At 50.3% G+C, this 24,937-nt stretch carries 18 protein-coding genes; 10 read left to right on the forward strand and 8 right to left on the reverse strand.

From position 1 onward, the window contains the following. Positions 1-123: 123 nt before the first annotated feature. The 4 genes from ACLBVC_RS04815 to dcuR all read left to right on the forward strand — a co-directional run bounded on the left by ACLBVC_RS04815 (position 124) and on the right by dcuR (position 5,613). The gene (locus ACLBVC_RS04815) at positions 124-1,713 is read left to right on the forward strand and encodes an alpha-L-rhamnosidase-related protein (RefSeq protein ID WP_410148491.1); all 1,590 of its coding nucleotides are present in this window, start codon (positions 124-126) and stop codon (positions 1,711-1,713) included. Between the two features lie 30 nt (positions 1,714-1,743). Continuing rightward, complete coding sequence (locus tag ACLBVC_RS04820) at positions 1,744-3,129, forward strand: MFS transporter (protein ID WP_410148492.1); 1,386 nt, start codon at positions 1,744-1,746, stop codon at positions 3,127-3,129. 148 nt (positions 3,130-3,277) lie between these two features. Next, positions 3,278-4,897, forward strand: coding sequence for a sensor histidine kinase (locus ACLBVC_RS04825; RefSeq protein ID WP_410148493.1), 1,620 nt, complete (start codon positions 3,278-3,280; stop codon positions 4,895-4,897). Next, a complete protein-coding gene (dcuR, locus tag ACLBVC_RS04830) occupies positions 4,894-5,613 on the forward strand; it encodes a two-component system response regulator DcuR (RefSeq protein ID WP_410148494.1) in 720 nt (239 codons plus the stop codon). Before ACLBVC_RS04825 ends, dcuR begins: the two co-directional genes overlap by 4 nt. Here dcuR and ACLBVC_RS04835 read toward each other — a convergent pair. Together ACLBVC_RS04835 and ACLBVC_RS04840 are read right to left on the reverse strand one after the other, a co-directional pair. Further along, positions 5,594-6,562, reverse strand: coding sequence for an FAD:protein FMN transferase (locus ACLBVC_RS04835; RefSeq protein ID WP_410148495.1), 969 nt, complete (start codon positions 6,560-6,562; stop codon positions 5,594-5,596). The genes dcuR and ACLBVC_RS04835 overlap by 20 nt on opposite strands. Positions 6,563-6,733: 171 nt before the next feature. Further along, the gene (locus ACLBVC_RS04840) at positions 6,734-9,511 is read right to left on the reverse strand and encodes a flavocytochrome c (RefSeq protein ID WP_410148496.1); all 2,778 of its coding nucleotides are present in this window, start codon (positions 9,509-9,511) and stop codon (positions 6,734-6,736) included. A gap of 739 nt (positions 9,512-10,250) precedes the next feature. Between ACLBVC_RS04840 and ACLBVC_RS04845 the strand changes: the two genes are divergently transcribed. After that, positions 10,251-11,762, forward strand: coding sequence for an anion permease (locus tag ACLBVC_RS04845; protein WP_410148497.1), 1,512 nt, complete (start codon positions 10,251-10,253; stop codon positions 11,760-11,762). Between the two features lie 190 nt (positions 11,763-11,952). Beyond that, the gene (fumA, locus tag ACLBVC_RS04850) at positions 11,953-13,599 is read left to right on the forward strand and encodes a class I fumarate hydratase FumA (RefSeq protein ID WP_410148498.1); all 1,647 of its coding nucleotides are present in this window, start codon (positions 11,953-11,955) and stop codon (positions 13,597-13,599) included. A 77-nt stretch (positions 13,600-13,676) separates the two neighbouring features. Here fumA and ACLBVC_RS04855 read toward each other — a convergent pair whose 3' ends face one another. Then, on the reverse strand, positions 13,677-14,621 hold the full coding sequence (locus ACLBVC_RS04855; RefSeq protein WP_410148499.1) for an AEC family transporter: 945 nt from the start codon (positions 14,619-14,621) through the stop codon (positions 13,677-13,679). 489 nt (positions 14,622-15,110) lie between these two features. On the opposite strand from ACLBVC_RS04855, the gene ACLBVC_RS04860 reads away from it, so the two are divergent. Then, positions 15,111-16,796 carry an NAD-dependent malic enzyme gene (locus ACLBVC_RS04860; protein WP_410148500.1) on the forward strand — a complete coding sequence of 562 codons (1,686 nt, stop codon included), beginning with the start codon at positions 15,111-15,113 and terminating at the stop codon, positions 16,794-16,796. Between the two features lie 64 nt (positions 16,797-16,860). On the opposite strand, the gene ACLBVC_RS04865 is transcribed toward ACLBVC_RS04860, so the two are convergent. The 5 genes from ACLBVC_RS04865 to ACLBVC_RS04885 all read right to left on the reverse strand — a co-directional run bounded on the left by ACLBVC_RS04865 (position 16,861) and on the right by ACLBVC_RS04885 (position 20,053). Further along, on the reverse strand, positions 16,861-17,631 hold the full coding sequence (locus ACLBVC_RS04865; RefSeq protein ID WP_410148501.1) for a DUF3750 domain-containing protein: 771 nt from the start codon (positions 17,629-17,631) through the stop codon (positions 16,861-16,863). 134 nt (positions 17,632-17,765) lie between these two features. Further along, complete coding sequence (locus ACLBVC_RS04870) at positions 17,766-18,218, reverse strand: hypothetical protein (RefSeq protein ID WP_410148502.1); 453 nt, start codon at positions 18,216-18,218, stop codon at positions 17,766-17,768. After that, positions 18,215-18,670 (reverse strand): DUF1240 domain-containing protein, encoded by a 456-nt coding sequence (locus ACLBVC_RS04875; protein ID WP_410148503.1) that lies wholly within the window; start codon positions 18,668-18,670, stop codon positions 18,215-18,217. The genes ACLBVC_RS04870 and ACLBVC_RS04875 overlap by 4 nt, the downstream gene beginning before the upstream one ends. Before the next feature lies 1 nt (position 18,671). After that, a complete protein-coding gene (locus ACLBVC_RS04880; protein WP_410148504.1) occupies positions 18,672-19,559 on the reverse strand; it encodes a hypothetical protein in 888 nt (295 codons plus the stop codon). A 14-nt stretch (positions 19,560-19,573) separates the two neighbouring features. Further along, the gene (locus tag ACLBVC_RS04885; protein WP_195824074.1) at positions 19,574-20,053 is read right to left on the reverse strand and encodes an Hcp family type VI secretion system effector; all 480 of its coding nucleotides are present in this window, start codon (positions 20,051-20,053) and stop codon (positions 19,574-19,576) included. Between the two features lie 517 nt (positions 20,054-20,570). Here ACLBVC_RS04885 and ACLBVC_RS04890 point away from each other — a divergent pair. From ACLBVC_RS04890 to ACLBVC_RS04900, 3 genes are all read left to right on the forward strand, one after another. Further along, positions 20,571-21,248 carry an SDR family oxidoreductase gene (locus ACLBVC_RS04890; RefSeq protein ID WP_410148505.1) on the forward strand — a complete coding sequence of 226 codons (678 nt, stop codon included), beginning with the start codon at positions 20,571-20,573 and terminating at the stop codon, positions 21,246-21,248. A 269-nt stretch (positions 21,249-21,517) separates the two neighbouring features. After that, positions 21,518-22,759, forward strand: coding sequence for an MFS transporter (locus ACLBVC_RS04895; RefSeq protein WP_410148506.1), 1,242 nt, complete (start codon positions 21,518-21,520; stop codon positions 22,757-22,759). 290 nt (positions 22,760-23,049) lie between these two features. After that, positions 23,050-24,780: an ABC-F family ATP-binding cassette domain-containing protein gene (locus ACLBVC_RS04900; protein ID WP_410148507.1), complete on the forward strand. Its 1,731-nt coding sequence runs from the start codon at positions 23,050-23,052 to the stop codon at positions 24,778-24,780. The last annotated feature ends 157 nt before the right edge of the window (positions 24,781-24,937 follow it).

Below are 24,937 nucleotides of genomic sequence, written 5' to 3' on the forward strand. Positions count from 1 at the left end.
ATCCTCCCCTTTCATACCCCACGCTGGCTGCCATTTTCCGCACAAAGCTGGCAATCACAGAATAGCTGGCGTTCAGAGCCTGGCGCACACTCCATTTCACAGATCATTAATCAGGAATCGGGTATGTCTCAGGGGATACAGAAAAACAGCAGTCTGACTTTCCATCGCAATGAGCGTTTTTTAGCAACCGCCGCCGGTCTTTTACCGGCGTTGCAGCAAACCTGTCTGTCACCTGTCGGGTTGGTGGACGTCATTGCCGACGCTTCCGAAGCCCAGGGCTGGAAAGCCGTTATGCGCGCCCTTCCCGCCTGCCTGATGCAGCAGGAACTGGCTCCGGGTGATGAAGTCATTGTCGATTTTGGTACGCACTGCGTAGGGTATTTTGAGATGCGGTGCGGATCCGCTGGCAGCCCGCCGGATGCGCCAGCCCATCTGCAATTAATCTTCGGTGAGACGCCGGCGGAAATGGCCGAACCGTTCAGCGAATATCACGGCTGGCTGAGCAGCAGCTGGCTGCAACAGGCGGATATCTATCTGGATGTGCTGCCTGAACTGGTCCGGTTGCCGCGCCGCTATTGCTGTCGTTACGTGAAGATAAAAGTCATCTCCACCTCAGCAAAATTTAACCTGAAGCTGAGCGACATTCATCTGAACACGGTGACATCTGCGGATAGAACATCACTCAAACCACTGCATCATCCGGATGCCTTGCTGAGCCAGATCGACCAGGTCAGCATTCTGACGCTTAGAAACTGCATGCAGGAGGTGTTCGAGGACGGGCCAAAACGCGACCGCCGTCTGTGGCTGGGTGATCTGCGTTTACAGGCGCTGGTGAATTACCAGACGTTCGGGCAAAACGACCTGGTCAAACGTTGCCTCTATTTATTTGCCGGGGTCACGCGCGAAGATGGCATGGTGTCGTCCAATCTGTTTATGAAGCCAGACGTCATTGCTGATGATACGTTTCTGTTTGATTATGCTTTATTTTTTGTGGCAACACTGGCTGATTTCATCGCGGCTACCGATGACCAGCAAACGCTGGAGGATCTCTGGCCGGTTGCGTGGCGACAGATTGAGCTGTCACTGGAACGCGTTGGCGCAAGTGGGATATTGCAGGACAGCGATGACTGGTGGGCATTCATCGACTGGCACGAATCACTGAACAAACAGGCTCCGGCACAGGGCGTACTGATTTACTGCCTGATGAAAGCACGGGAACTGGCACAAAAAATCGACAGAGCGAAAGTCACCTGGCTGACCGCCAGAATCGATGTGCTTAAAGACGCGGCCATGCAAAATTTGTGGAATGAAGAAAAAGGTTTTTTCATCAGCGGTGCCGGGCGACAGGTTTCCTGCGCTTCGCAGATATGGCTGGTTCTGGCCGGAGTTGGAGACAATAATTTCCGGGCACGATTGATCAGCCGTCTGCTGGCGAATCCGCCCGAAATAGGGATGAATACACCCTATATGATGCACCACTTTATTGACGCGCTGCTCAGCGTCGGTGAAACGCAGCATGCAGTGCAGGAAATCAAAAAATACTGGGGCGGGATGGTTCAGGCCGGAGCCGACACGTTCTGGGAAATGTACGATCCCAAACACCCTGATTTTTCCCCTTATGGCAGCAAACTCATCAACAGCTATTGCCATGCGTGGAGCTGCACACCGGCGTATTTCATCCGCAAATATAGTTTGTCGTTAACTCAAAAATAAAAATAACCGTAACCCTGAAGAGACTACATCATGCGCAATACGACTTTTTCCCTGTGGCGTCAACGCCTGGGATATGGGATCGCCGACCTCTCCTGTAACCTTGTCTGGCAGATGATTTCGCTGTACCTCATGTTCTTTTATACCGATATCATGGGTCTTCCCGCCTATTACGCCGGGCTGATGTTTTTAGTCACGCGCCTGGTTGATGGTGTTGCGGATGTCCTGATGGGATTGCTTATCGACAATACCAACACCCGCTGGGGTCGTTGCCGCCCTTACCTGCTGCTGGGTGCAGTGCCGTTTGGTCTGTTATGTGTCATGGCCTTTTATGTGCCAGATTTCAGTCTGACGGGTAAACTCTGGTACGCCTTCCTGACCTATCTGTGCCTCTCGTTTCTGTACACGCTCGTTAATATTCCGTTTTGCGCGATGCTGCCGTTCATTACCAATGATTCGAAAGAACGCACCACGCTCTCGGCAGTACGTATTGTGATGGGTTCACTCGGTTCTACTATTGTGGCCGTTGCGACCTTACCGCTGGTGCATTCTCTGGGCAACGGAAATCAGCAATCGGGCTTTCTCTATACCGCGATGATTTTTGGGGGGATCGCCGTATTCTTCCTGCTGCTGAGTTTTGCAAACGTCAAAGAGAGCATTACGGTTAAGAATGAAAAAATGACGCTGGGTCGCGCGTGGACCAGTCTGCGCCACAACCGTCCGTGGTTTGTGTTTGCGGTAAATATTTTTCTGATGTGGGGCGCATTCTTTTTCCAGACCGGCGCGCTGGTCTACTTCTTTAATTATTACGTGGGCGACACGAGTATTACTGCCGTTGCCGCAGGTATTTCGACTTTTGTACCGCTGTTGGGAACATTAACCGTTCCGTTTATGGCGGCGCGAATGAAAAAACGTCACGTCTATTTAATCTCCTGCGCGATTAACCTAGCCGGTATGCTGGTCATGATATTCTCCGGCAATGCCATCGTCGGCCTATTGGCAGGGGCCACCCTATTATCTGTCGGCGCGGGTCAGCGAACTGCCATTTATTTCTCCATGCAGGCGGATCCGGTGGATTACGGCGAATGGAAAACCGGGATTAACACCGCAGGTATTCTGACCTCAGTTAACGGCTTTTTGGGAAAAGTCGCCATGGCCGGAGCCGGAGCTATCAGCGGGATCCTGCTGTCTGCCGGAGGTTATCTCGCCAATCAGGCGCAAAGCCCTCAGGCGCTGCTGGCCATCAAAGCCTGCTATCTGTATATTCCGGCTGCGCTAATCCTGTGTTCGATGTTCTGGATAGGCCGTTATTATCGTCTTGATGATAACTATGAAGAGATCAAAGCCGAGCTGGATGAAAGAAAATCAAACAACCTTGGAAGGCACGCCGCAAAACGCACTTTAGAAAGTATTAAATAGCGGTAAGATCAATCGAATAGACATATCATTATGGCTGAACAGGGTTAGTTCATCGTTCAGCCAGAGTCGTTACATCGGCACAGGACGTTTAACGCGAACTATTCATCATTATTCATGAGCATTTTGCTCTTTTGTCTTTGGGGCTCCGATGAGCGACTCGCAGCAACGTCATTCAGTGCGCAAGCACCCCATGAAACTCAGTACTTCCGTCATTCTGATGATCAGCGCCGTCATTGCATCCGTGCTGCTGGTCGTCCATCTGCTTTATTTCGTCCAGGTCAGCGATACCACGCGTGATGGCGTTAAAGATAAAGCGCTGGCCGTGGCGAGAACGCTGGCAGATTCACCCGAAGTGAAACACGCCCTTTCACTTTCTCCTGACAGCGGGATAATACAGCCGATCGCCAGCGCAGTGCAGAAGCGCAACGACCTGCTGTTTGTCGTTGTGACTAATATGGACGGGATACGTTTCTCACATCCGAATACCGATGTGATCAGTCATCATTTTATCGGAGATGACATCAATCCTGCGCTACTTGGCAACGAAAATGTTTCTATAAATAAAGGGACGCTGGATAAAGCGTTGCGCGTCTTTACGCCGGTGTATGACGATCATCACAAGCAAATAGGGGTGGTCGCCATCGGCATTTCGCTGGTAAAAGTCACCGAGCAAATCAATAAGAGCCGCTGGAGCATTCTCTGGACCGTGCTGTTTGGCATGATGGTTGGCGCGCTGGGCACCTGGTTCCTGGTCAAAATGCTTAAACGCATTCTCTTCGGGCTCGAACCTTATGAGATTTCGACGCTGTTTGAACAGCGTCAGGCTATGTTGCAATCCATCAAAGAAGGCGTGATTGCCGTTGACCAGGACGCACATGTGACGCTCATCAACCAGACCGCCCGCCAGATATTTCAGGAAACCGCCACGGACGTGGAGCCGAATACGGATTCCCTGCCGCTTATCGCCAACCTACGAGATGTTCTTAATACCGGCGTTCCGCGCCGGGACGAAGAGATCAACTACAAAGGGCGTTTACTGCTGAGCAATACCGTGCCAGTGCGTAATAACGGCGTCATTATTGGCGCAATTTGTACCTTCAGGGACAAGACGGAAGTCAGCCAGTTGATGCAGCGCCTTAGCGGCATGGTAAACTACGCCGATTCGCTGCGGGAACGCTCGCATGAGTTCATGAATAAACTCCATGTGATACTGGGTTTGCTGCACATGAAAAGTTATACGCAGCTGGAAGATTACATTCTCAAAACAGCCAATAATTATCAGGCTGAAATCGGGTCCCTGCTGCTGAAAATTAAGTCTCCGGTCATCGCCGGATTCCTGCTGAGTAAGATTAACCGGGCATCGGATACTCGTCATTTGCTGACGCTCAGCGATGACAGCCTGTTGCCTGATAACAACAATGAAAATCAGGTCGCGGCGCTGATCACCGTGCTGGGAAATCTGATTGAAAATGCACTGGATGCGCTGGGTGACCAGCCGGACGGTGAAGTCAGCGTGCTGTTGCATTATCAGAATGGCTCGCTGGCCTGCGTTGTCAGTGACGACGGACCGGGGATTACACCGGAGAACGTCGAGGCAATATTTGAGAAAGGTGTTTCATCCAAGGGTGATCAACGTGGTATGGGGTTGTTCCTTGCAAAACAGCAAGTTGAAAGCCTCGGCGGAACCATTAACGTGGAATCCGAACCCGATGTTTATACCCAATTTTTTGTACAACTTCCCTGGGATGGTGAGAGGACAAGTTCTTGATCAATGTGCTGATAGTTGATGATGATGCCATGGTAGCCGAGCTCAATCGCTGCTACGTGGGCCAGATTGAAGGCTTCGCGTGCTGCGGCACGGCGTCGACGTTACAGCAGGCGAAAGATCTGGTTTTGAATTCAGAACTGTCTATCGACCTGATTTTACTCGATGTATACATGCAACAGGACAACGGCCTGGATTTACTTCCTGAGCTGCGTGATGCTCGCTGCCCTATCGACGTGATCGTAATTTCATCCGCCGCCGATGCTGAAACCATCAAGAAATCGCTGAATTACGGCGTTGTGGATTATCTGATCAAGCCGTTCCAGTTTTCTCGTTTCGAGGAAGCACTGACGGGCTGGCAGCAAAAAAAAACGTTGATGGATAACCAGCAATATTACGAGCAGTCGGACGTTGACCGGTTAATTCATGGCAATAACCCGTCGGCGGCAGAATCTAAAAAACTGCCGAAAGGCCTCACGCCACAAACGCTGCGCACGCTGTGCCAGTGGATTGACGAGCATCCGACGATGGAATTCTCCACCGACGAACTCGCCAGTTCAGTGAATATTTCACGGGTCTCTTGTCGTAAATACCTGATATGGCTGGCACAGATGAACATACTCTTCACCAGCATTCATTATGGTGTGACCGGCAGACCGGTTTACCGCTATCGCTTACAGGCCGATCATTACTCGCTGCTTAAGCAATACTGCCAGTAATGTGATAGTCCGGGTCCAGCGGCGTAAACGTAAACTGCCGCTGCGACGAGAAGATAATCTGCAGGTCTTTCGTGACAAAAACAGCCTCAATGTGCGGGTAATTCTGCAAGTACCTGAGGCTTTTTTCAACGCCCATACCGTAAAGCAGCGTAGTGTAGATATCACCATCAATCGAATCATCGGAAATAATCGTCACGCTGAGAAGTTCGTTATCCAGCGGATAACCGGTTTTCGGATCGAGAATATGATGATAACGCTGGCCGTTCAGTTCGAAATACCGTTCGTAAATGCCCGATGTCACCACCGATTTGTTTGTCACGTTTATCACGCCAATCAGCGATTCCGGGTTTGAAAATGGTTTTTTCAAACCAATCGCCCACGCACCTTCCGCCCCGGCACCCAGCGTTTGCACATTACCACCCAGATTGATCAGCGCCTGAGTCACCTGCTGTTCTCGCAGAAAATCCCGCACCACGTCGGCGATATAGCCTTTCGCAATCGCGCCAAGATCGATTTGCATTCCCGTTTTATGCAGAAAAACAGACTGCGAATTATCATCGAGGATCACGTCATGCGGATCCGTGATCTTCAGCAACGCCTGTAAGTCCGTGACCGCAGGCACGCTGTTGCCGTTAAAACCGATTTTCCAACGCTTCACCAGCGGGCCGATGGTGAAATTAAAACTGCTGTTTTCCAGCACACTCACGGCTTTCGCCCGACTGATCAGGTCAAACACCGGCTTGCTGACGGCAACGGCGTGATCGCCTGCCGCATGGTTTATCGACATCACTTCGGACTGCTGGCGGTTAACCGTCAGTTTGTTTTCCTGAAGCTTGATGAGTCGGAAAACGTTAGATGCCAGGGTTTCATTATGTTCAAACAGCTTGAGAAGAATAGGCGAACCCATCAAAACGGCGGAGTAAGCATAAACACGATCGTCTGGCGTCATCAGATTTACCCAAAAGCAGGCCTTAAAATAGACCCTAAAGAAGAAAAGTGAAAAGCCTGCCCCGCAGCGATGCGGGACAGGCTTTACGTTGAACTGAAACCTCAACCTTACGGGTTTCAGCAGCTGGTTTAGCGTTACCAGACTCCGTGCAACCGGAAGGAAAACAGTTCTTTATTGCATCGCGTATTTCGCTGCATTCTGCCCTGCAAGAATACCGAAGATAATGATATCTGCAACGGCATTCCCGCCGATACGATTACCCCCGTGGATCCCGCCGACCACTTCACCGGCTGCAAATGCACCGCTGAGCACCTGTTTCTGAGCATCCAGCACACACGTATTGGTGTTAATGGTTACCCCGCCCATGGTGTGGTGAACCCCCGGCGCGATACGGATAGCGTAGAACGGTCCCTGATTGATCGGATGACGCATCGCCGTTTTACGGCCAAACTCTGCATCGTCCTGTTTATCGACCGCGACGTTATAGGATTCCAGTGTGGCGAGGAACGCATCTGAACCCATTTCAAGTTTAGCGGCCAGTTCACGTGGCGTTGCTCCGCTGATCACGAACCCGCGAGCAATATACTCATCCGCCGCTTTGTTATTTAAACGTACCTGCTCGTCAAAGACTACGTAGGCAAACTTCTCTGGCAGGCCGATGATTTTTGCTGACACTTTGTCGCGCGTTTCCATCTCATTGAAGAAGCGATGGCCCGCCTGGCTGACCAAAATCGCACCGCCGCCACGGATCGCTTCGGAAATCAGATAAGACGTTGTCTGTTCCACGGTCGGGTGAATCTGAATTTCGCCCATATCGACGGTACCGGCACCGATTTTTTCCAGAATGGCAATACCGCCGCCGGTCGCACCTTTGTGGTTTGTGGTCACAAAGCCGTCCAGTTCAGGGCGATATTTCACGACCATGTCGCGATTGGCGCTGAACCCACCGGTGGCGACAATCACGCTTTTGGCGTTTACCGCCAGCACTTCGTTTTCATCATTGAGTAGATCTACACCCTGCACCGCGCCATTGGTGTAACGGATTTCTGTCACAGACGTATCCAGCATCACGTCGATATTGCGCTTGTTAAGGTTTTTCACCAGGCCGCTGATCAGGAAGCCGCCAACTGCGCTGCGGTCTGCCGGACGGTGTGTACGGTCAATGCTCATCCCGCCGGTAATGGTGATATCGCTCAGTTCAATGTTGTGTGCCGCCAGCCATTCGACGGCCTGCGGGGCGCGTTCGATGAATTCTTTCAGCAGCACGGTATTGTTTTTGAACTGGCCGCCTTTCAGGGTTTCCTGATAGAACAGCTCTTTGCTGTCTTCGATGCCTTTCAGTTTCTGATAACGGGTTTCCGCGGCGTTCATGCCCACTGACGCTTTGATGGTGTTGCCGCCGATGGTAGACATTTTCTCGACGATCAGCACTTTCGCACCTTCATCACAGGCCTGAATCGCCGCCGCCAGACCGGCACCGCCGCTGCCAACCACAACCACGTCGTAGCTTTGCGGTTCAGACAGGCTGCCGCCCTCTTCCAGTAACTGCGCTTTGCAGGATTTTGCGATGGCTTTGGATACCGCTTTCTTCACTGCTTCACTCTGTTCTGTTGCACCCGTAACTGCGTCAACGTGCGGGCTGTTAGCATCCAGAATACGTGTACGGATAATGTCGAAGCTGGTGGTGAACTCCACATCCAGATCCGCACCAGCTTCCAGCATGATGTCCGAAATGCGGTCGGTTTCCAGACTGACGTCAACCGCCACTTCATGCGCGTTGTCCTGCACTTTCTCCCGGAACACACCGGCTTTGAATTTTTTCGACGACATGCTCATGTCGCGAATCATTGCGTCAACCAGCGAGAAGCGCCACAGCGGTTCAGGAATGGTCAGGGCTTCGCGTTGGGTGCTGTCGATGAACAGGTCTAGTTTCTGATCATTCGAAATTCGGTCGGTCCAGTCCGGATAAGCAATGCAGGCCTTACCAATGGCAATCATGTCGTAGCCATGTTCCAGCGCCAGCTCCGCGTCAGCTTTGTTCACAATCCCACCCACGCCCATCACCGGGATCGTCGCCAGCACGTCTGAACGCATCGCGACATATTTGTCGATTAACGGCGTCGGATCCGTGGTGTCATTGATGGAAGGACGCAAGGAATAGCCGAGGGAGAAATGCAGATAATCCAGGCCACGCGCCGCCAGTTGTTCGAGCAGATACATTGTGTCCGCGAAGCGAATACCCGGCTCCTCGAGTTCTTCCGGTGAGAAACGGTAGCCAATAATGAAAGAGGAATCGGCGTATTTCTGCGCCATTTCATGGGTAATATCCAGCACCGCCAGCGGGAATCGTGCGCGGTTTTCTCGGCTGCCGCCCCATTTGTCGTTACGCTGATTGGAGTTCGGGGAGAAGAACTGCTGGATGAGGTAAGTGTTCGCACCGTGAATCTCCACGCCGTCGAAACCGGCTTCAATCGCGCGGCGCGTCGCTTCACCAAATTTGGCGATCATGGCATCCACTTCTTCGGCGGTTAACGCCACCGGCGTTGCCGCGCCATCACGCGGAGCGGCCAGCGCACTTGGCGCAACCGGCTGCTGACCACCAATGAGTTTGGGTTCGCTCATGCGGCCGCCGTGATAAATCTGCAACAACGCTTTGGAACCCTGAGATTTCACTGCTTCGGCAATTTTCGCCAGACCGGCGATTTTGCTGTCATTGTCGATGCCTATAGCGCCCGGGAATGCGAGGCCTTTATCATCAACAAAACAGCATTCCACGATAACGGTGCCGATACTGCCAGCGCGGGCACGGTAATACTCAACCAGTTCGCTGGTGACGGTGCCATCATAAAAACCGGTGCAGGTGGTCATTGGTGCCATCAGGAAACGGTTTTTCAGTACAGTACCATTTGGCAGAGTGAACGGACTCAATAGCGGTTGGTTGGTGCTCATAATGATAACTCCAAATTTTAAGTATTAATTTTCTGAATTCTTTACCGGCCGCTATTTGACGAAATATTTGATTATTATTTGTGTGTTTTATTTCATTGCCGGTCTTATGCTTATTAATATAGTTTTATTTTTAGTTTCAAAATCTCTTACATTAGTTTATTAACTATTTATCTATTAACTTAATGCCTGTTATATTAAAAATATGTTAACGCTAAAAATAAATAATCACATTCGTGTAAACTACGATCTTATTTGTATTTATATGATCAGATAACTATTACATCCGGGGCCGGCTTTTCCGCAAAAAATCAGAGATTTCGCCTGCCCGCAAGGCCGCGGTCATCCGCGCAGTCAGACATCACGGATGTGAATGACTCTCATTTATGAATACCCCTGTTTTTGCAAGGGTTACATCCGCAAAGATACTCCCATCACAACTTCCTGGCAGTTTGATTTAATAGCGTCTCTTCAGGACATTTATTCATTCTAAAAATTAAACTGCCACCGTATTTTGTTGATCAAGATCAACAGTAATAAATAGGGAAAACGCATTATATAAACATTTCCTCCCTCTTAAGGGGAATGACATCTACCAAGCACAAATAATAATAACGGGGCAGATTCTCAATAAGAAACGGGCAACGTTAAATAACTAAAGAAATCAAAGTAACTAAAAAAACACATAAGACATTTTACCTAAGCATCATCACAATATTCCTAACTACCTAAGATAAATATTATGAGCGAAATAACAAAAACTGCGGTGAAAGAGCCAGCGAAAAAAGCCGAGTCCGGCAAAAAAAATCGCTGGATCTTTATGTTACTTCCCGTGCTGGTGGCGGTTCTGTTGCTGCTGGTTCCTACTCCTGATGGTCTTGAACCTTACGCATGGCACTTCTTCGCCATTTTTGTCGGTGTCATCGTAGGCCTGATCTTCGAGCCATTGCCAGGTGCCGTTATCGGCCTGACCGGCGTCGTGGTCATCGCTCTTTTCAGCCAGTGGTTGTTGTTCAGCCCGGCAGAACTGGCAGATCCGAAATTCAAAATGGCTGCACAGTCCTTTAAATGGGCCGTCAGTGGTTTCGGCAACTCGACGGTCTGGTTAATCTTCGGCGCATTCATGTTTGCCGCGGGCTACGATAAAACCCAGTTTGGCCGCCGTCTGGCGCTGATTCTGGTGAAATATCTGGGCCGCCGCAGCCTGACGCTCGGTTATGCCATCACCTTCGCAGACCTGCTGCTGGCACCGTTCACACCGTCCAATACCGCACGCAGCGGCGGCACGATCTACCCGATCATTGCCAACCTGCCACCGCTGTACGGCTCAAAACCTAACGACCCAAGTGCGCGCAAAATCGGTTCTTACCTGATGTGGGTTGCGATCACCGCGGCGTGTATCACCAGCTCAATGTTCCTGTCTGCGCTGGCACCTAACCTGCTGGCTCTGGGCATCGTGAACAGCGTCACCGGAATTAACATTTCCTGGGGCACCTGGTTCATGGCGTTCCTGCCGGTCGGCTTGCTGTTGCTGCTGACCATGCCGCTGCTGGCTTACTGGTTCTACCCGCCGGAAGTCAAAGTGAATGACGAAGTGCCAAAATGGGCGACTTCTGAACTGGCAAAACTGGGCAGAATGTCCCGTCACGAAATCCTGCTGCTGGTCTTCGTATGCTGTGCGCTGGCTATGTGGATTTTTGCCGCCAGCTTCATTGAGCCAGCAATGGCTGCCCTGCTGGTTGTGGTTCTGATGTTGTGGACCGGCGTTCTGAACTGGAACGATATCACCAGTAATAAACCGGCCTGGAACACTTTTGCCTGGTTCGCCACGCTGGTTGCTCTGGCCGACGGCCTGTCCCGTACGGGTTTCATCGCCTGGCTGGGTAAAGAAGGCGCGGCGCTGATGGGCGGCATTTCTCCTGGGGCGGCGACAATCGCCCTGCTGCTGGCGTTCTACCTGTTGCACTATCTGTTTGCCAGCACCACCGCACACACCACCGCACTTTTACCGGCTATGCTGACTATTGGTGCTGCGATTCCGGGCATCAATATGCAGGTGTTCTGTCTGCTGATGGTGACGTCTCTGGGGATTATGGGGATCATCACACCGTACGGGACTGGCCCGAGTCCGATTTACTACGGGAGTGGTTATCTGCCAACTAAAGATTACTGGCGTCTGGGCACCATCTTCGGTGCAATCTTCCTGGTCGCATTACTGGTTATCGGCTACCCGTGGATGGTGATGATGTTCTGAGGGTGTGTATAAAATCACCTACAAAGCATTAACAGAGCATTTACTGAAATAAAACAGTTAAACCACGTTGCCAGCCTGTGTATTTGGCTGGCAACATACGGAACGAATAGAAACGTCGCCGTGATTTTCCCGTACTCTTCCTGAAAATCGTTGTTCCCGTGGCGGCCATAACGGATTAAGTGAGAAAACAATGTCGAATAAACCTTTCTACTATCAGAATCCCTTCCCCGTTTCCAAAGACGAAACCGAATACTATCTGCTGACTGAAGAGCACGTCTCTGTCAGCCAGTTTGACGGTGAAGACGTTTTAAAAGTCGCCCCCGAAGCGCTTACCCTGCTGGCTCAGCATGCATTCCACGATGCTTCTTTCATGCTGCGCCCTGCGCATCAGCAACAAGTTGCCGCCATCCTGGATGACCCGGAAGCCAGCGAAAACGACAAATACGTTGCCTTGCAGTTCCTGAGAAACTCAGAGATCGCCGCGAAAGGCATTTTGCCAACCTGCCAGGACACCGGCACCGCGATCATCATGGGCAAAAAAGGCCAGCGCGTCTGGACTGGCGGCAACGACGAAGCCAGCCTTTCTCAGGGCGTGTACAACACGTTCATCGAGGACAACCTGCGCTATTCGCAGAATGCTGCGCTGGATATGTACAAAGAAGTGAACACCGGCAGCAACCTGCCAGCACAAATCGACCTCTACAGCGTCGATGGTGACGAGTACAAATTCCTTTGCATCGCCAAAGGCGGCGGTTCTGCGAACAAAACCTATCTTTATCAGGAAACCAAAGCGCTGATCACCCCGGCGAAACTGAAAGGTTATCTGGTTGAGAAAATGCGCACGCTGGGTACAGCGGCCTGCCCTCCGTACCATATCGCGTTTGTGATTGGCGGTACTTCTGCTGAGGCCACGCTGAAAACGGTAAAACTGGCGTCAACGCATTACTACGACGGTCTGCCGACGGAAGGTAACGAACACGGTCAGGCGTTCCGCGATGTACAGCTGGAGCAAGAGTTGCTGATCGAAGCGAACAATCTGGGGCTCGGCGCACAGTTCGGTGGCAAATACTTTGCTCACGACATCCGCGTTGTTCGTCTGCCACGTCACGGCGCTTCCTGCCCGGTAGGCATGGGCGTTTCCTGCTCCGCTGACCGTAACATCCGCGCGAAAATCAACAAAGACGGTATCTGGATTGAGAAACTGGAAAGCAACCCGGGCAAATATATCCCTGAATCACTGCGTCATGCAGGCGAAGGCGAAGCCGTTAAAGTTGACCTGAACCGTCCGATGAAAGAGATCCTCGCGCAGCTTTCTGAATATCCGGTCTCAACCCGCCTTTCCCTGAGCGGTACGATTATCGTGGGACGTGACATTGCGCATGCCAAACTGAAAGAGCGTCTGGACAACGGCGAAGGTTTGCCGCAGTACGTTAAAGATCACCCGATTTACTATGCAGGTCCGGCGAAAACGCCGGAAGGTTATGCATCCGGTTCCCTCGGCCCGACCACCGCAGGCCGTATGGATTCCTACGTGGATCTTCTGCAATCAAACGGCGGCAGCATGATCATGCTGGCAAAAGGCAACCGCAGCCAACAAGTTACGGACGCGTGTCACAAACATGGCGGCTTCTATCTGGGCAGCATCGGCGGCCCGGCAGCGGTTCTGGCTCAGCAAAGTATCAAGAGTCTGGAATGCGTTGAGTATCCTGAGTTAGGGATGGAAGCAATCTGGAAAATTGAAGTCGAAAACTTCCCGGCGTTCATCCTGGTGGATGACAAAGGCAACGACTTCTTCCAGCAGATTCAGCAAAACCAATGCGCTAAATGCGTGAAGTAATCGCATTGCAGTAAAACAAAAGGCCCGCCGTAAATCGCGGGCCTTTTTTATCAGCTCAGGTCACTGTATTTACCGCGCTAAGACATCATAAAAATCACGATCCCTTCCGTCACAATTCCGAGTGCAGTGCCGATGAGAATGGAGGAGGACGCGGATTCCACGTAGGTATCGCTGCGTACCGCAAACATTCCGGCAGCAATCGCCGACGGCGTAGCGCCGATAATCACCACCTGCTGCATCAGCGTATGGCTCAGCCCAAATGCTATCCCGGCAGCGGCCATGATGGCGGGTTGAATTAAGTTCTTCATCCCGATGTTAGTAAACGTATGGATATTCAGGGTTGGACGTTCGCCGAAGAACAACAACCCCAGCGCGAATAACGAAATCCCGCCTGCCGTTTTCCCCATCATTTCAACCGAAGATGACAGCAGTTCCGGGATTTTGATCCCCGCCAGACTCATGATGACACCGAGAACCGGGATCCACACAATCGGGTTTCGCACCGCTTTAAACAGATTGGTCAGAATCATTTTGCCCAGGCTGCCCTGCCCGGCGAGTTCACTGTCTTTATCCCCCATGCGGATCAGTACGATGGTCAGCGGGATCATCAATACGCTGGTGATCAGATTGCCAACCAATACGCCCAGAAAACCTTCCGGCCCGATAAGCACGGCCAGAACCGGCGCGCCGAAATACGCCATATCCGGAAACGCACAAACCAGCGACTGAATAGCGCTGGTTTTTATGTCATGCCGGAACAAAAAGCGGGAGATACATAATGTCAGAAGATAAGACCCCATCAGGCCGATGACCAACACAGCCATAAAGGATAAATTCTGTATTTTGGAAGGGTCAGTGTGCAATGCGCCGATAAACAGATGTAATGGCAAAGCAAAACGAATCACCACTGTGGCTAATACCGTTGCATCTTCCCGTTTCATATAACCGAGTTTCCCGCTCAGCCAGCCTAAAACCATAACAAAAACTAAAGGAAATAAAGAGGATAAGAGTAACGTTGGCATATTCAGACCTTTATCTTTTTTATTGTTAATTGAATGAAGAAAAATAAAACCGCGAGTCTTTATATTATTTCTACTCAGAGGTGTTTGTGATAATGCTCACATCTGTATACCTGATAAGAATAACAATAATTACTTAACCATTAATTACATTAAAATCAATGCTTTATATTAATTTCAGTTATTTAACTTAAGTGCGCAGTCATTTTATTACTTACGCTGAATTATTCTGAAATATCCAACAACATACTGACGCCTTTCATCACTAAGTAAGTATTTAAATAATTTTGTAATTTATGTAACCAGAACCTTCACCCCTCGCGTGATATAAAAACAAGACAATAAAAAATACTATTTCCGGCTGCTGTGCGCCATTATATTTATTTTCCATTCACTCCGATTCGATTGTTTATAGGATTTTACTGCGAGGGATCCTGAAGCGAAGAAATAACGCCGAGGGAAATCACTGAGTACAAACTCTAAGGCTTAACGATGTTAAAAAAACGCCCACTCTACACGCATTACACCGGTTCGCTGTTACTCGAAAATCCGCTGCTGAACAAAGGTTCGGCCTTCAGTCGCGAAGAACGTCTGGCGCTAAATCTGAACGGATTGCTGCCAAATCAGGTGGAAACCATCAGCGAACAGACCGACCGTGCATACACCCAATTCTCTGAATTCAAACGTGATATCTCCAAACACGTTTATCTGCGCAATATCCAGGACACCAACGAAACGCTCTTCTATAACCTGGTGAATTCTCATCTGGAAGAAATGCTGCCGGTCATTTACACCCCAACCGTTGGTGAAGCCTGCGAGCATTTCTCTGATATCTACCGCCGCGCGAGAGGGTTGTTTATCTCCTACCCGGACCGCGACAATATCGATGAGATGCTGCAGAATTTCTCCAAAAATGACATCCGCGTGATCGTCGTCACCGACGGTGAGCGCATTCTGGGGCTGGGCGATCAGGGCATCGGTGGTATGGGTATTCCTATCGGCAAACTGTCTCTGTATACCTCTTGCGGCGGGATCAACCCGGCCAATACGTTGCCCATCATGCTCGACGTCGGCACCAATAATGCGCAACGCCTCGATGATCCGCTGTATATGGGCTGGAGGCACCCGCGCATCACGGACGGCGAATATAATGAATTCATGGATATGTTCATTCAGGCGGTGAAAACACGCTGGCCGGACGTATTGCTTCAGTTCGAAGATTTCGCGCAAACCAACGCGATGCCATTGCTTGAGCGTTATCGTGAAGAGCTTTGCTGCTTCAATGATGATATTCAGGGCACTGCCGCCGTCACGCTGGGCTGTCTGATTGCCGCCAGCCATGCCGCCGGAACGCAATTGCGCGATCAGCGTGTGACGTTCCTCGGCGCGGGTTCAGCGGGCTGCGGTATCGCAGAAAAAATTATCGCGCAGATGATTGCTGAAGGTGCGACGGAAGACGAAGCACGGAGTCAGGTCTTTATGGTGGATCGTTTTGGTCTGCTGACCGATGACATGCCAAACGTGCTCGGTTTCCAGCGCAAACTGGTCACGCGCAAAGCCAATATCGCTCACTGGAATGTCGATACACAAAACATCTCGTTGCAGGATGTCGTACACCATTCCAAACCGACGATTCTGATCGGCGTTTCCGGGCAACCGGGGCTGTTCACCGAAGAAATCATCCGCGAGATGCATCACAACTGCCACCATCCGATCATCATGCCGCTGTCGAACCCGACATCCCGCGCTGAAGCCCGCCCGCAGGACGTGATTGCGTGGACAGAAGGCGCGGCGCTGATGGCCACCGGCAGCCCGTTTGCACCGGTGCATTATCAGGATCGCACGTACCCCATCCCGCAATGCAACAATGCGTATATCTTCCCCGGTTTAGGTTTGGGAATTCTGGCCGCCAAAGCCCGTCGCGTCACAGACGGAATGTTGCTGGCCGCAAGTCAGGCGCTGGCCAGCCTTTCTCCGCTGGCGACCACCGGCAAAGGCTCGCTGTTACCGGCTATCGCCGATATTCAGCATGTGTCGAAAGTGATTGCAGCCGAAGTCGCCCGTGTGGCGCAGCAGGAAGGCGTTGCGCCGGAAATGTCGCAAGAAACACTGCAAAACCGTCTCGATACTGAATTCTGGAAGCCTGAATACCGGTCTTACAAGCGTTCATCATTCTGATAATGTGTCTGGCCGGCAGAAATACCGGCCATTTTGCATCTGAAGTAGATCGTAGCCATAAACGTTACAGCTCTGCATTTTGCGGGTTATCAAAACCGACCCGTCCGACAAACGGCAAACGCAGCGCCGGATTCTTGAAATCAACACCCAGATTCAGCCCTAACACATTCACTTCCACCCCTTCTTCAACGCCAAGTGTTATGCCCAGAATCCCCAGGACTGAAACCTGTACTCCGCGCCCGGAAGGCGGTAAACCGATCGGGTTTGTGATGCCACGATAATCTTTGCCAATGGCGTTAGACGGCATATCGAGTTGCAGGTCCGGCACTTCACGACCAATATGCGCCATAAACGTGTTGCTGTTTGGCCCCGGCCACGCGTGATAGGTGTGTGGAAAGGGATAATTTTTTATCGCCGCGACAATTTTAGGGATCATCGCTTCTGCCTGAGCGCCGCGATGATCGACCAACAATTTCGGCTGTGAGCCAAACCAGTAACCGTCAGGGATCGCATAATTGCGACGAACAACATTGGTGCTGCCCCAGCTGATGACGTCATAACGAGTAAACGCCGTTTCGCCTTCGCGTTTAAAAATAATCCACGGATGTACCGCCACCAGCCCGCGCCACCCATACGTCGGTGCGGCATATATCTGAACAATCGCGGTACTGCGCAGTTTGACCGGATCCGGCGCAATACCAGCAGAATCACGACGCGCCGTCGCCCAGTTCTGACTCGCGGGCTCCGTTTTGCTATGGGATGCTCTGGCATAGCTGTAACCAAATGACAGCAATAAAACGCCGACAAAACAGAGTATTAGCCATTTCACAGCCATTATTTTTCACTCACCTTTTTTCATCTATTTCGAAAGAACAACATTACGCATTCATTACAAGGCTGGCAACGTGAAAGTCTGATGCACATCACAAACTCTGTAGCAAAAGACGGTTGGAAAAAAGAGTCATTTCATTATCTCAACTTGTCATGAGGAACTATCGTCTTACATAAATCAGGATGAATAACATAATAACTGCCGAGTTTATCTTCGTTGCAGGAAGTGTAGGATGAAAACATTAGGATAAAAGGAATGATAAAAGATATAACAAACCCTAAGCAGCAGCAGGCTATACTAAATCCTGCCCACAAATTCCCAATCAATGTGGATTTTTTTAAAGGCTTCATTCCCTTATGCAATAATATTCTCAATGAAAAGAAGAAAAACCAAATGAACAGAGGAATTCCTCCAACGCATATAATTACCTTCCCATTATATTGTATTATATCACCACGATAAAATATGGAGGAAGTATTAAATATGTCAGTGAATTTAATAACAACACAAATCAACACTACACTAAGCACCATCATAAATGCTGCTGATAACTTATAAATAATAAATTTTCGTAATTCATTATCTTTCATTTATCCCTCCTACGATGCGTAACTATAGTCTTACATAAATCAGGATGAATAACATAATAATTGCTAAGTGTATCTGTATTGCAGGAGGTATAGGATGAAAACATAAATATGAAAGGGAGAATAAACGACGCGATAAAACCTAAGCATACGGATGCCAAGCTAATCCCTCCCCAAACATTCCCAATCCACGTGGCTTTTTTCAAGGGTTTCATTCCCTTATGCAATAAAATCCTTAACGAAAAGAAGAAAAACCAAATAAACAGAGGAATTGCCGAGACAGAAATAACCACTTTCCCGTTATACTCTATGATATCTCCAAAAGTAAATATCGAATAGTCACCAAGCACACCAGGAAAGCTAATCACCAGGTAAATGAATCCTACAAAAATGACCATCAGAAAAATGGCTGAAAGTTTATAGATGATTAACTTTCTAAAATCATTCATTTCCATTTTAGTATCCAAATCCTACAGGTGTATTTAAAAATAAACCGGAGTTTTTAAAATTCCATTCATTGATTTTTTGATATTCTGTCCATCCCTCCCTCAACTTTTCTTTAAGACTTGAAGATAAGCCAATTTTGTCATCTAACTTATTCAACGTAAAATTTAATACAATGCCAGCGACTACAATTAGAAATATAGTTAAAGCGACAGGGGCACCAACTACAGTCAAAATGCCGCCTAGTACCCCTATTACAATACTAGTAACAATGGTTTTTACCGCATCCACCGAAACATCAACAAGAAAATCGGCAAGGTGATAATCAGATTTAAAGATCAGTTCAAGTGCGCGCCAGGCTACGGAAGCAAAAATACAGAATTTCATCCCTTTAACAAGTGTTCCACCAACCCCCCGGTAGCCAATGCCCATTTCCAGCATCTGAGGATGATTCACAGCATAACGGGTGCCCTTTAGAATTTGGCGCAATCCGGCGTACCCGGTTATTTTTATGTAAGACTTTCCCTTGAAGGTGTATTCAATCGCCCGGACACCGAGCGATTTGAAATGAAACACCAGATCACCGGCTGAATTCTTATAGGTCATTAATTTACTGATATTCCCTGTGCCTTCAAGGATATCTTTAATGTTACCCGGCGCCAGTTTGTAGGAGAAGATTTTATCCGTGCCGCCCATCAGGGTATCGACAATTTCTTGCGCCTCTTCCATCGTCAGCAACATGATATGGCGAGTTTCGGTAATAAATGTACCGTTTTCGAAAGCCATATCGCGCTGAACAGGATTCATGCTGGGGAAAGAGTTGAATGAGTCCTCGCCCATTAAGATTTTCTTGCCGGCATTGACCCGACGCCAGTAAGCCGCATCCGTTAGATCTGACATTTTGTTTCCCTTTCTTAATAAACGCGTTCATTCCATAAACTGTAAGCGCTGGTGCCTGCTATGCAGTGTTCCCATGTGATGGTTTCGTAGCTGAAACTGACTCTTTCCTGTGCTTCAGCTTCGCTCTCAAGAATGCTGTGGGGCACAATAAAATCGATATTTGTTATACGGGCACCGGTTAATTTCACTTTGTAATAACATTCTCCCATGCCGACTTTATTTGTACGGTAGAGTTCCAGATCGCAGGTTAATATTTCATTATCTGTTATAGCCTTTCCAAGAAGCGGCGAAGATTTATCTATCGGTTTAAGAATAGTTACTTCATGATGGTTAACGTTCTGATCGCGAGACAGTGTATGTTTCATACTGTAAACCATGATCTTGTCGATATTTCCGATTTGCGCTTTATTGCCAATAGAGTCCAGTGACGAACATCCCGCAGAGATCAGCCCCTGAGTTTGTCCGTTTAACGTCAGATAAGTTAAGTTTGCCATATTAATCCCTTAGAAATTATTTGAATGAGTGATACTTTCCATTTCGAAAATCATGTCATCTTTATCGATAATTTTTCCCATTACTTTTTAAATAATTAAAATAACTTAGCCAGCCTATTAATGAATTACATAAACAATAAAAGTGCAGGGATTTTGTTCCTGAGCGTTTTAAAAAACAAGTTATTTGTCGGGCAGTTTTAAAAATGGAATATTATTATTCACGTAATCAATATGAATTAAATAAAGATGTAAACATTCAAATGAAACAAGCAATAAAATCCAGCACACCTCACAGATAGAGTGGTTTTTCCCTCAACAGTGAATAAGTCATGATGCAGGTTATATTTCGTGACTCAGGGTCTGCGTTTTTTTAGAAAAACACCCCCAATTGAAAATCGGACTCCAGCCCATTGTTGCCAGCGACTGGCTGTCTCATACTGAAACTCACGCTAAAGAGGTTTCACAGATTTAATGATGGCAAAAAATTGACGTTAACGCATTGAATAAAAGGATGAATATGACTGACTCTAAGAAAGCATTGATCATCGGCGCTTCACGCGGTATAGGTTTGGGTGTGGTGGACGTTCTGGCAAAACGTGGCTGGCAGGTCACGGCGACAACACGGGCTGCCGTTCCGGCCAAAAGCCCGGCTGCAGTTGAATGGGTTAAACTGGACATCAACAAATCCGAAGCCCGCGAGGCAGTTAAAGACGCACTTTCCGAAAGCCGTTTTGATCTGATTTTTGTCAATGCGGGCGTGTTTGGCCCTGACCATCAGGACATTCACCAGGCTACCGATGAAGAAATTATTCAGCTGCTTCTCACCAATGCCATCTCCCCTGTGCGCACCGCGGCTGAATTCCTTTCGCTGCTGAACCACCGCACCGGCGTGCTGGCGCTGATGACTTCTGAGCTTTCCAGCCTCAATGAGAATGAAGTCGCTACGTATCCACTGTATTCCGCCAGTAAAGCCGCACTGAATATGCTGACCCGCGGGTTGCTGGAAGCGACTGAAAAACAGGGGCTGACGCTGTTGTCTGTTCATCCGGGTTGGGTGAAAACCGATATGGGCGGCGAAGATGCCACGCTGACCGTGGAAGAAAGCGCCACCGGGATTGCCGATCAGTTCGACGCATTCCGCGGCAAAGGCGGCCATCATTTTGTGGAGTATTCCGGCCGGAAACTGCGCTGGTAAATTTGCGGTTCCCCGCTCGCTGACGGTCTCACAGGAGGCCGTTTTATTCCTAAAACACAAGCGTTATCCCCTCCATTCCTTCTTCACAATATGACGGCAGACTCCGTTAAATGAAGATTTGCTGAACCTTTTGTGATGTTTCTCTTTTATGGTAATACTAGCCGGTCGGTTGGTTGTTAATAATTTGTACACAAAATAATTGCCGGGCTAACTTATTCCAAAGTAAGCTTCAGACGCGGCGTAGAAACGTTTTTTTTCAGGGATTTATCATGCCTCCTGCTTCCTCAGCGGATTCGGATTCACTGTTACAACATCGTTCATTTGTGGCGTTCTGGATAGCGCGCGCCGCGTCCAGTTTTGGTTTTCAGATGCTTTCCATTGTGGTGAGCTGGCAAATCTATTCCACCACAGGCCGGGCGTTTGATCTCGGGCTGATCGGGCTGGTGCAGTTTTTCCCCTCTGTCGCGCTGGCGCTGATCGCCGGGCACGTCGCCGACCAGTTTGATCGCCGCCGCGTCGTCTTGCTCGGGCAGATCGCCGAATGGCTGGCAATTGCCGCGCTGGCGTGGTTATCACTCACACATCATGTTAATGAAGTGATTGTGCTCGGGCTGATTTTCATTATTTCAACCGCCAAAGCGATGGAAGCGCCGTCGTTGCAGTCGATGCTTCCGGCGCTGGTTCCGCCGCATTTACTGGCGCGCGCCATGGCGGCAAACAGCGTGTCCGGCCAGGCGGCGGCAATGGTTGGCCCGGCACTGGGCGGTTTTCTGTATGTCGCCGGGGCGGGCGTGGCTTATTCGGTCTGCGCCGTGCTGTATCTGCTGTCGATCCTGATGGTCAGCCGTTTACGTTACGAACAGGCGCCTCCGCGCCGTGTTCCGGCCACGTTCAAAACGCTGTTTGCTGGCATCAGTTTTATCCGTAACCGGCCGGACGTTCTGGGCGTCATTTCACTGGATTTGTTTGCCGTACTGCTGGGCGGCGCGACGGCCCTGCTGCCGATTTTTGCTCACGACATTCTGCATACCGGCCCGTGGGGTTTGGGCTTATTGCGCGGCGCGCCTGCGGTCGGCGGGTTAATCGTCGGATTCTGGCTGAGCCATCGCGCGCTTAAACGCAATGTCGGGATGACCATGTTTACGGCGGTGGCCGGTTTTGGCGTCGCGACTTTAGTATTCGCCTTCTCAACGTCGTTGTGGCTTTCCATGATTGCGCTCTTTGCGCTCGGCGGTTTCGACATGATCAGCATGGTCATTCGTGGCGCGCTGGTTCAGCTGGACACGCCGGACGATATGCGCGGCCGCGTCAGCGCCGTGAATTCCATTTTCATCAATACCTCCAATCAGCTCGGCGAGTTTGAATCAGGTTTATTGGCCGCCTGGGTCGGTGCGGTGCCCGCTGCAGCGATTGGCGGCGTCGGTACACTGATCGTGGTGGGATTATGGATGGCCTGGTTCCCATCCTTGCGTAAACGGCAGAAGCTTGAAAATGACTCGGTGACACCGTAACGTTTTACAGGGGTATCCGGGACTGGAACAATTCGGAAATCCCCAATATAATCCGTTCATTCATTCACCAACAGAATACATAAGGAGGATTGCCATGCTGACCCGTGAAGTTTTTTTAATTTCACTCGTCCTTAGCGATCGTCACTGCTCAAGCGTTACCGGTATCGTGCTGCGATAACCTGCTTGAGCGAAGCTAACTGACAATCTGAGAACTTCCCTCCGGCTTACCGGTTATCGTCGGCTTTATTGACGAGAGGCATTTGTTTGCCTGTAAAACTTGAGTAAGCACCATGACATTATTATCTGCACAATCCTTATCCTTCGATAATTCCTTCGGCCCTTTGCTGACGGAGATTTCATTCGGCCTGAATAAAGGCGACCGCATCGGGCTTATCGGCCACAACGGCTGCGGAAAAAGTACCCTTCTGAAAATACTCAACGGCGAACTCGCAGCGACCTCCGGCACGCTGACGCTGGCAAATCGGTGCATTATGGCGACGGTAGAACAGCACCTTCCGGCGGCATTGCAGGATGCGACGCTGATTGATGCGGTGCAGAACCACCTGCCCGGCAGCCTCTATCAGCCGGAACGCTGGCAGGCCGAAGTGCTGCTCGCGACGCTGGGTTTTGAGGAAAAAACCTGGAGTCTGGCCGCTGGAACGTTAAGCGGCGGGCAACATACGCGGCTGATGCTGGCGCGTGCGCTGGTCCGGCAGCCGGATTTACTGCTGCTCGATGAACCAAGCAACCATCTGGACCTGCCCACGTTGCTGTGGCTCGAACAGTTTCTGCAAAACTGGGGCGGCAGCTTTGTGCTGGTTTCCCATGACCGCAGCCTGCTGGACAGCGTCACCAATTGCACCTGGATCCTGCGCGACAAAACGCTGCAATTTATCCGTCTCCCCTGCACTCAGGCGCGTCAGGCGCTGGCCGAAAAAGATGCGGCGGACGCATTGCGCCGCAGAGCCGAGCAAAAGGAGATCGACCGTGTCACCAAAAGCGCCAAACGGCTGGCCGTGTGGGGAAGCGTTTACGACAACGAAGGTCTGGCGCGCAAGGCCAAGCAAATGGAAAAACAGGTCGACCGGATGAAGGAAGAGCAGACCGATGTTACCGCGGGTAATCAGTGGCAGTTACGGCTGCGCGGAGAAGCCTTACCGGCAGATCGCGTACTGGCGCTTTCTGCCTTACAGATCCGGCCCGCCGCGGATGCGCCGGTCTTGTTTGAACTGGACGAACTGCGGGTGAAAAGCGGCGACCGTATCGCGCTGGTGGGCCGCAACGGTTGCGGGAAATCATCGCTGCTGCACCATCTGTGGCAGGCTTATAGTCAGCAGGAAATCGACGCGGAGGGCGTGATGTTTCATCCCAAAGTGCGTACAGGCTATTACGACCAGAGCCTGCGGCAATTACAGGATGAGGATTCGCTGTCGGATGCGCTGGCACATTTTGCGCCGCTGACCGAAGAACAACGAAAAATGGCGCTGATCGGTGCTGGTTTTCCGTATCTCCGCCATCAGCAAAAAGTCAACACGTTGAGCGGCGGCGAGCGTTCACGGCTGCTGTTTATCGGGCTGACGCTGGCGAATTTCTCGCTGCTGCTGCTCGATGAGCCGACCAACCATCTGGACATGGAAGGTAAAGAGGAGCTGGCGGAAACCCTGAAAACCTTCAGCGGTGCGGTGCTGCTGGTCTCTCACGACCGGACGCTGATTGAGCAAAGCTGCAACCGCTTCTGGCTTATTCATCAGCAACGGCTGGAGGAATGGCTCAGTTTCGCGCCGGTCTGCGCGATCCTCGCCGATATTCCGGTCGCGAATACTCCGGCTGCGACAAAACCACAGGTGGCTAAGTCTGCGGTTCCCGAAACTGAAGAAGAGCACTGGCTGGCGACGCTGCTGGAGCTGGAAAGTAAACTGGAAGAAGATCTGGCGCGAAAGCCCAGACATCAGAAACCAGAATTACAACGCCAGTGGCAACAGCAAATCGCCGAACTGAATGCCTTGCTGGTAATGAATTAGCGTTTAAAAACGCCCCCTTTAGGGCCGCAGAAATGCGGCCTTTTTTCGTGCCAGCCTGTCGCTTTTACCCACGTCGGTTATGCTCAAAAAGCAAAAACATGGAAACGCTGAATATTATGGTCAGCATGGTTAATAAACATCTTTTGGATCGGGATTT

Origin of the sequence: Rahnella selenatireducens, from assembly GCF_046449555.1 — a bacterium.
GTDB lineage: Bacteria > Pseudomonadota > Gammaproteobacteria > Enterobacterales > Enterobacteriaceae > Rahnella > Rahnella selenatireducens.

Coding starts and splice junctions, on each gene's coding strand:
- ACLBVC_RS04900 (WP_410148507.1), top strand. CDS start 23,050: ATGACATTATTATCTGCACAATCCTTATCCTTCGATAATTCCTTCGGC.
- ACLBVC_RS04890 (WP_410148505.1), top strand. CDS start 20,571: ATGACTGACTCTAAGAAAGCATTGATCATCGGCGCTTCACGCGGTATA.
- ACLBVC_RS04875 (WP_410148503.1), bottom strand. CDS start 18,670: ATGGAAATGAATGATTTTAGAAAGTTAATCATCTATAAACTTTCAGCC.
- fumA (WP_410148498.1), top strand. CDS start 11,953: ATGTCGAATAAACCTTTCTACTATCAGAATCCCTTCCCCGTTTCCAAA.
- ACLBVC_RS04815 (WP_410148491.1), top strand. CDS start 124: ATGTCTCAGGGGATACAGAAAAACAGCAGTCTGACTTTCCATCGCAAT.
- ACLBVC_RS04820 (WP_410148492.1), top strand. CDS start 1,744: ATGCGCAATACGACTTTTTCCCTGTGGCGTCAACGCCTGGGATATGGG.
- ACLBVC_RS04865 (WP_410148501.1), bottom strand. CDS start 17,631: ATGGCTGTGAAATGGCTAATACTCTGTTTTGTCGGCGTTTTATTGCTG.
- ACLBVC_RS04895 (WP_410148506.1), top strand. CDS start 21,518: ATGCCTCCTGCTTCCTCAGCGGATTCGGATTCACTGTTACAACATCGT.
- ACLBVC_RS04825 (WP_410148493.1), top strand. CDS start 3,278: ATGAGCGACTCGCAGCAACGTCATTCAGTGCGCAAGCACCCCATGAAA.
- ACLBVC_RS04845 (WP_410148497.1), top strand. CDS start 10,251: ATGAGCGAAATAACAAAAACTGCGGTGAAAGAGCCAGCGAAAAAAGCC.
- ACLBVC_RS04840 (WP_410148496.1), bottom strand. CDS start 9,511: ATGAGCACCAACCAACCGCTATTGAGTCCGTTCACTCTGCCAAATGGT.
- ACLBVC_RS04855 (WP_410148499.1), bottom strand. CDS start 14,621: ATGCCAACGTTACTCTTATCCTCTTTATTTCCTTTAGTTTTTGTTATG.
- ACLBVC_RS04880 (WP_410148504.1), bottom strand. CDS start 19,559: ATGTCAGATCTAACGGATGCGGCTTACTGGCGTCGGGTCAATGCCGGC.
- ACLBVC_RS04835 (WP_410148495.1), bottom strand. CDS start 6,562: ATGACGCCAGACGATCGTGTTTATGCTTACTCCGCCGTTTTGATGGGT.
- ACLBVC_RS04885 (WP_195824074.1), bottom strand. CDS start 20,053: ATGGCAAACTTAACTTATCTGACGTTAAACGGACAAACTCAGGGGCTG.
- ACLBVC_RS04860 (WP_410148500.1), top strand. CDS start 15,111: ATGTTAAAAAAACGCCCACTCTACACGCATTACACCGGTTCGCTGTTA.
- ACLBVC_RS04870 (WP_410148502.1), bottom strand. CDS start 18,218: ATGAAAGATAATGAATTACGAAAATTTATTATTTATAAGTTATCAGCA.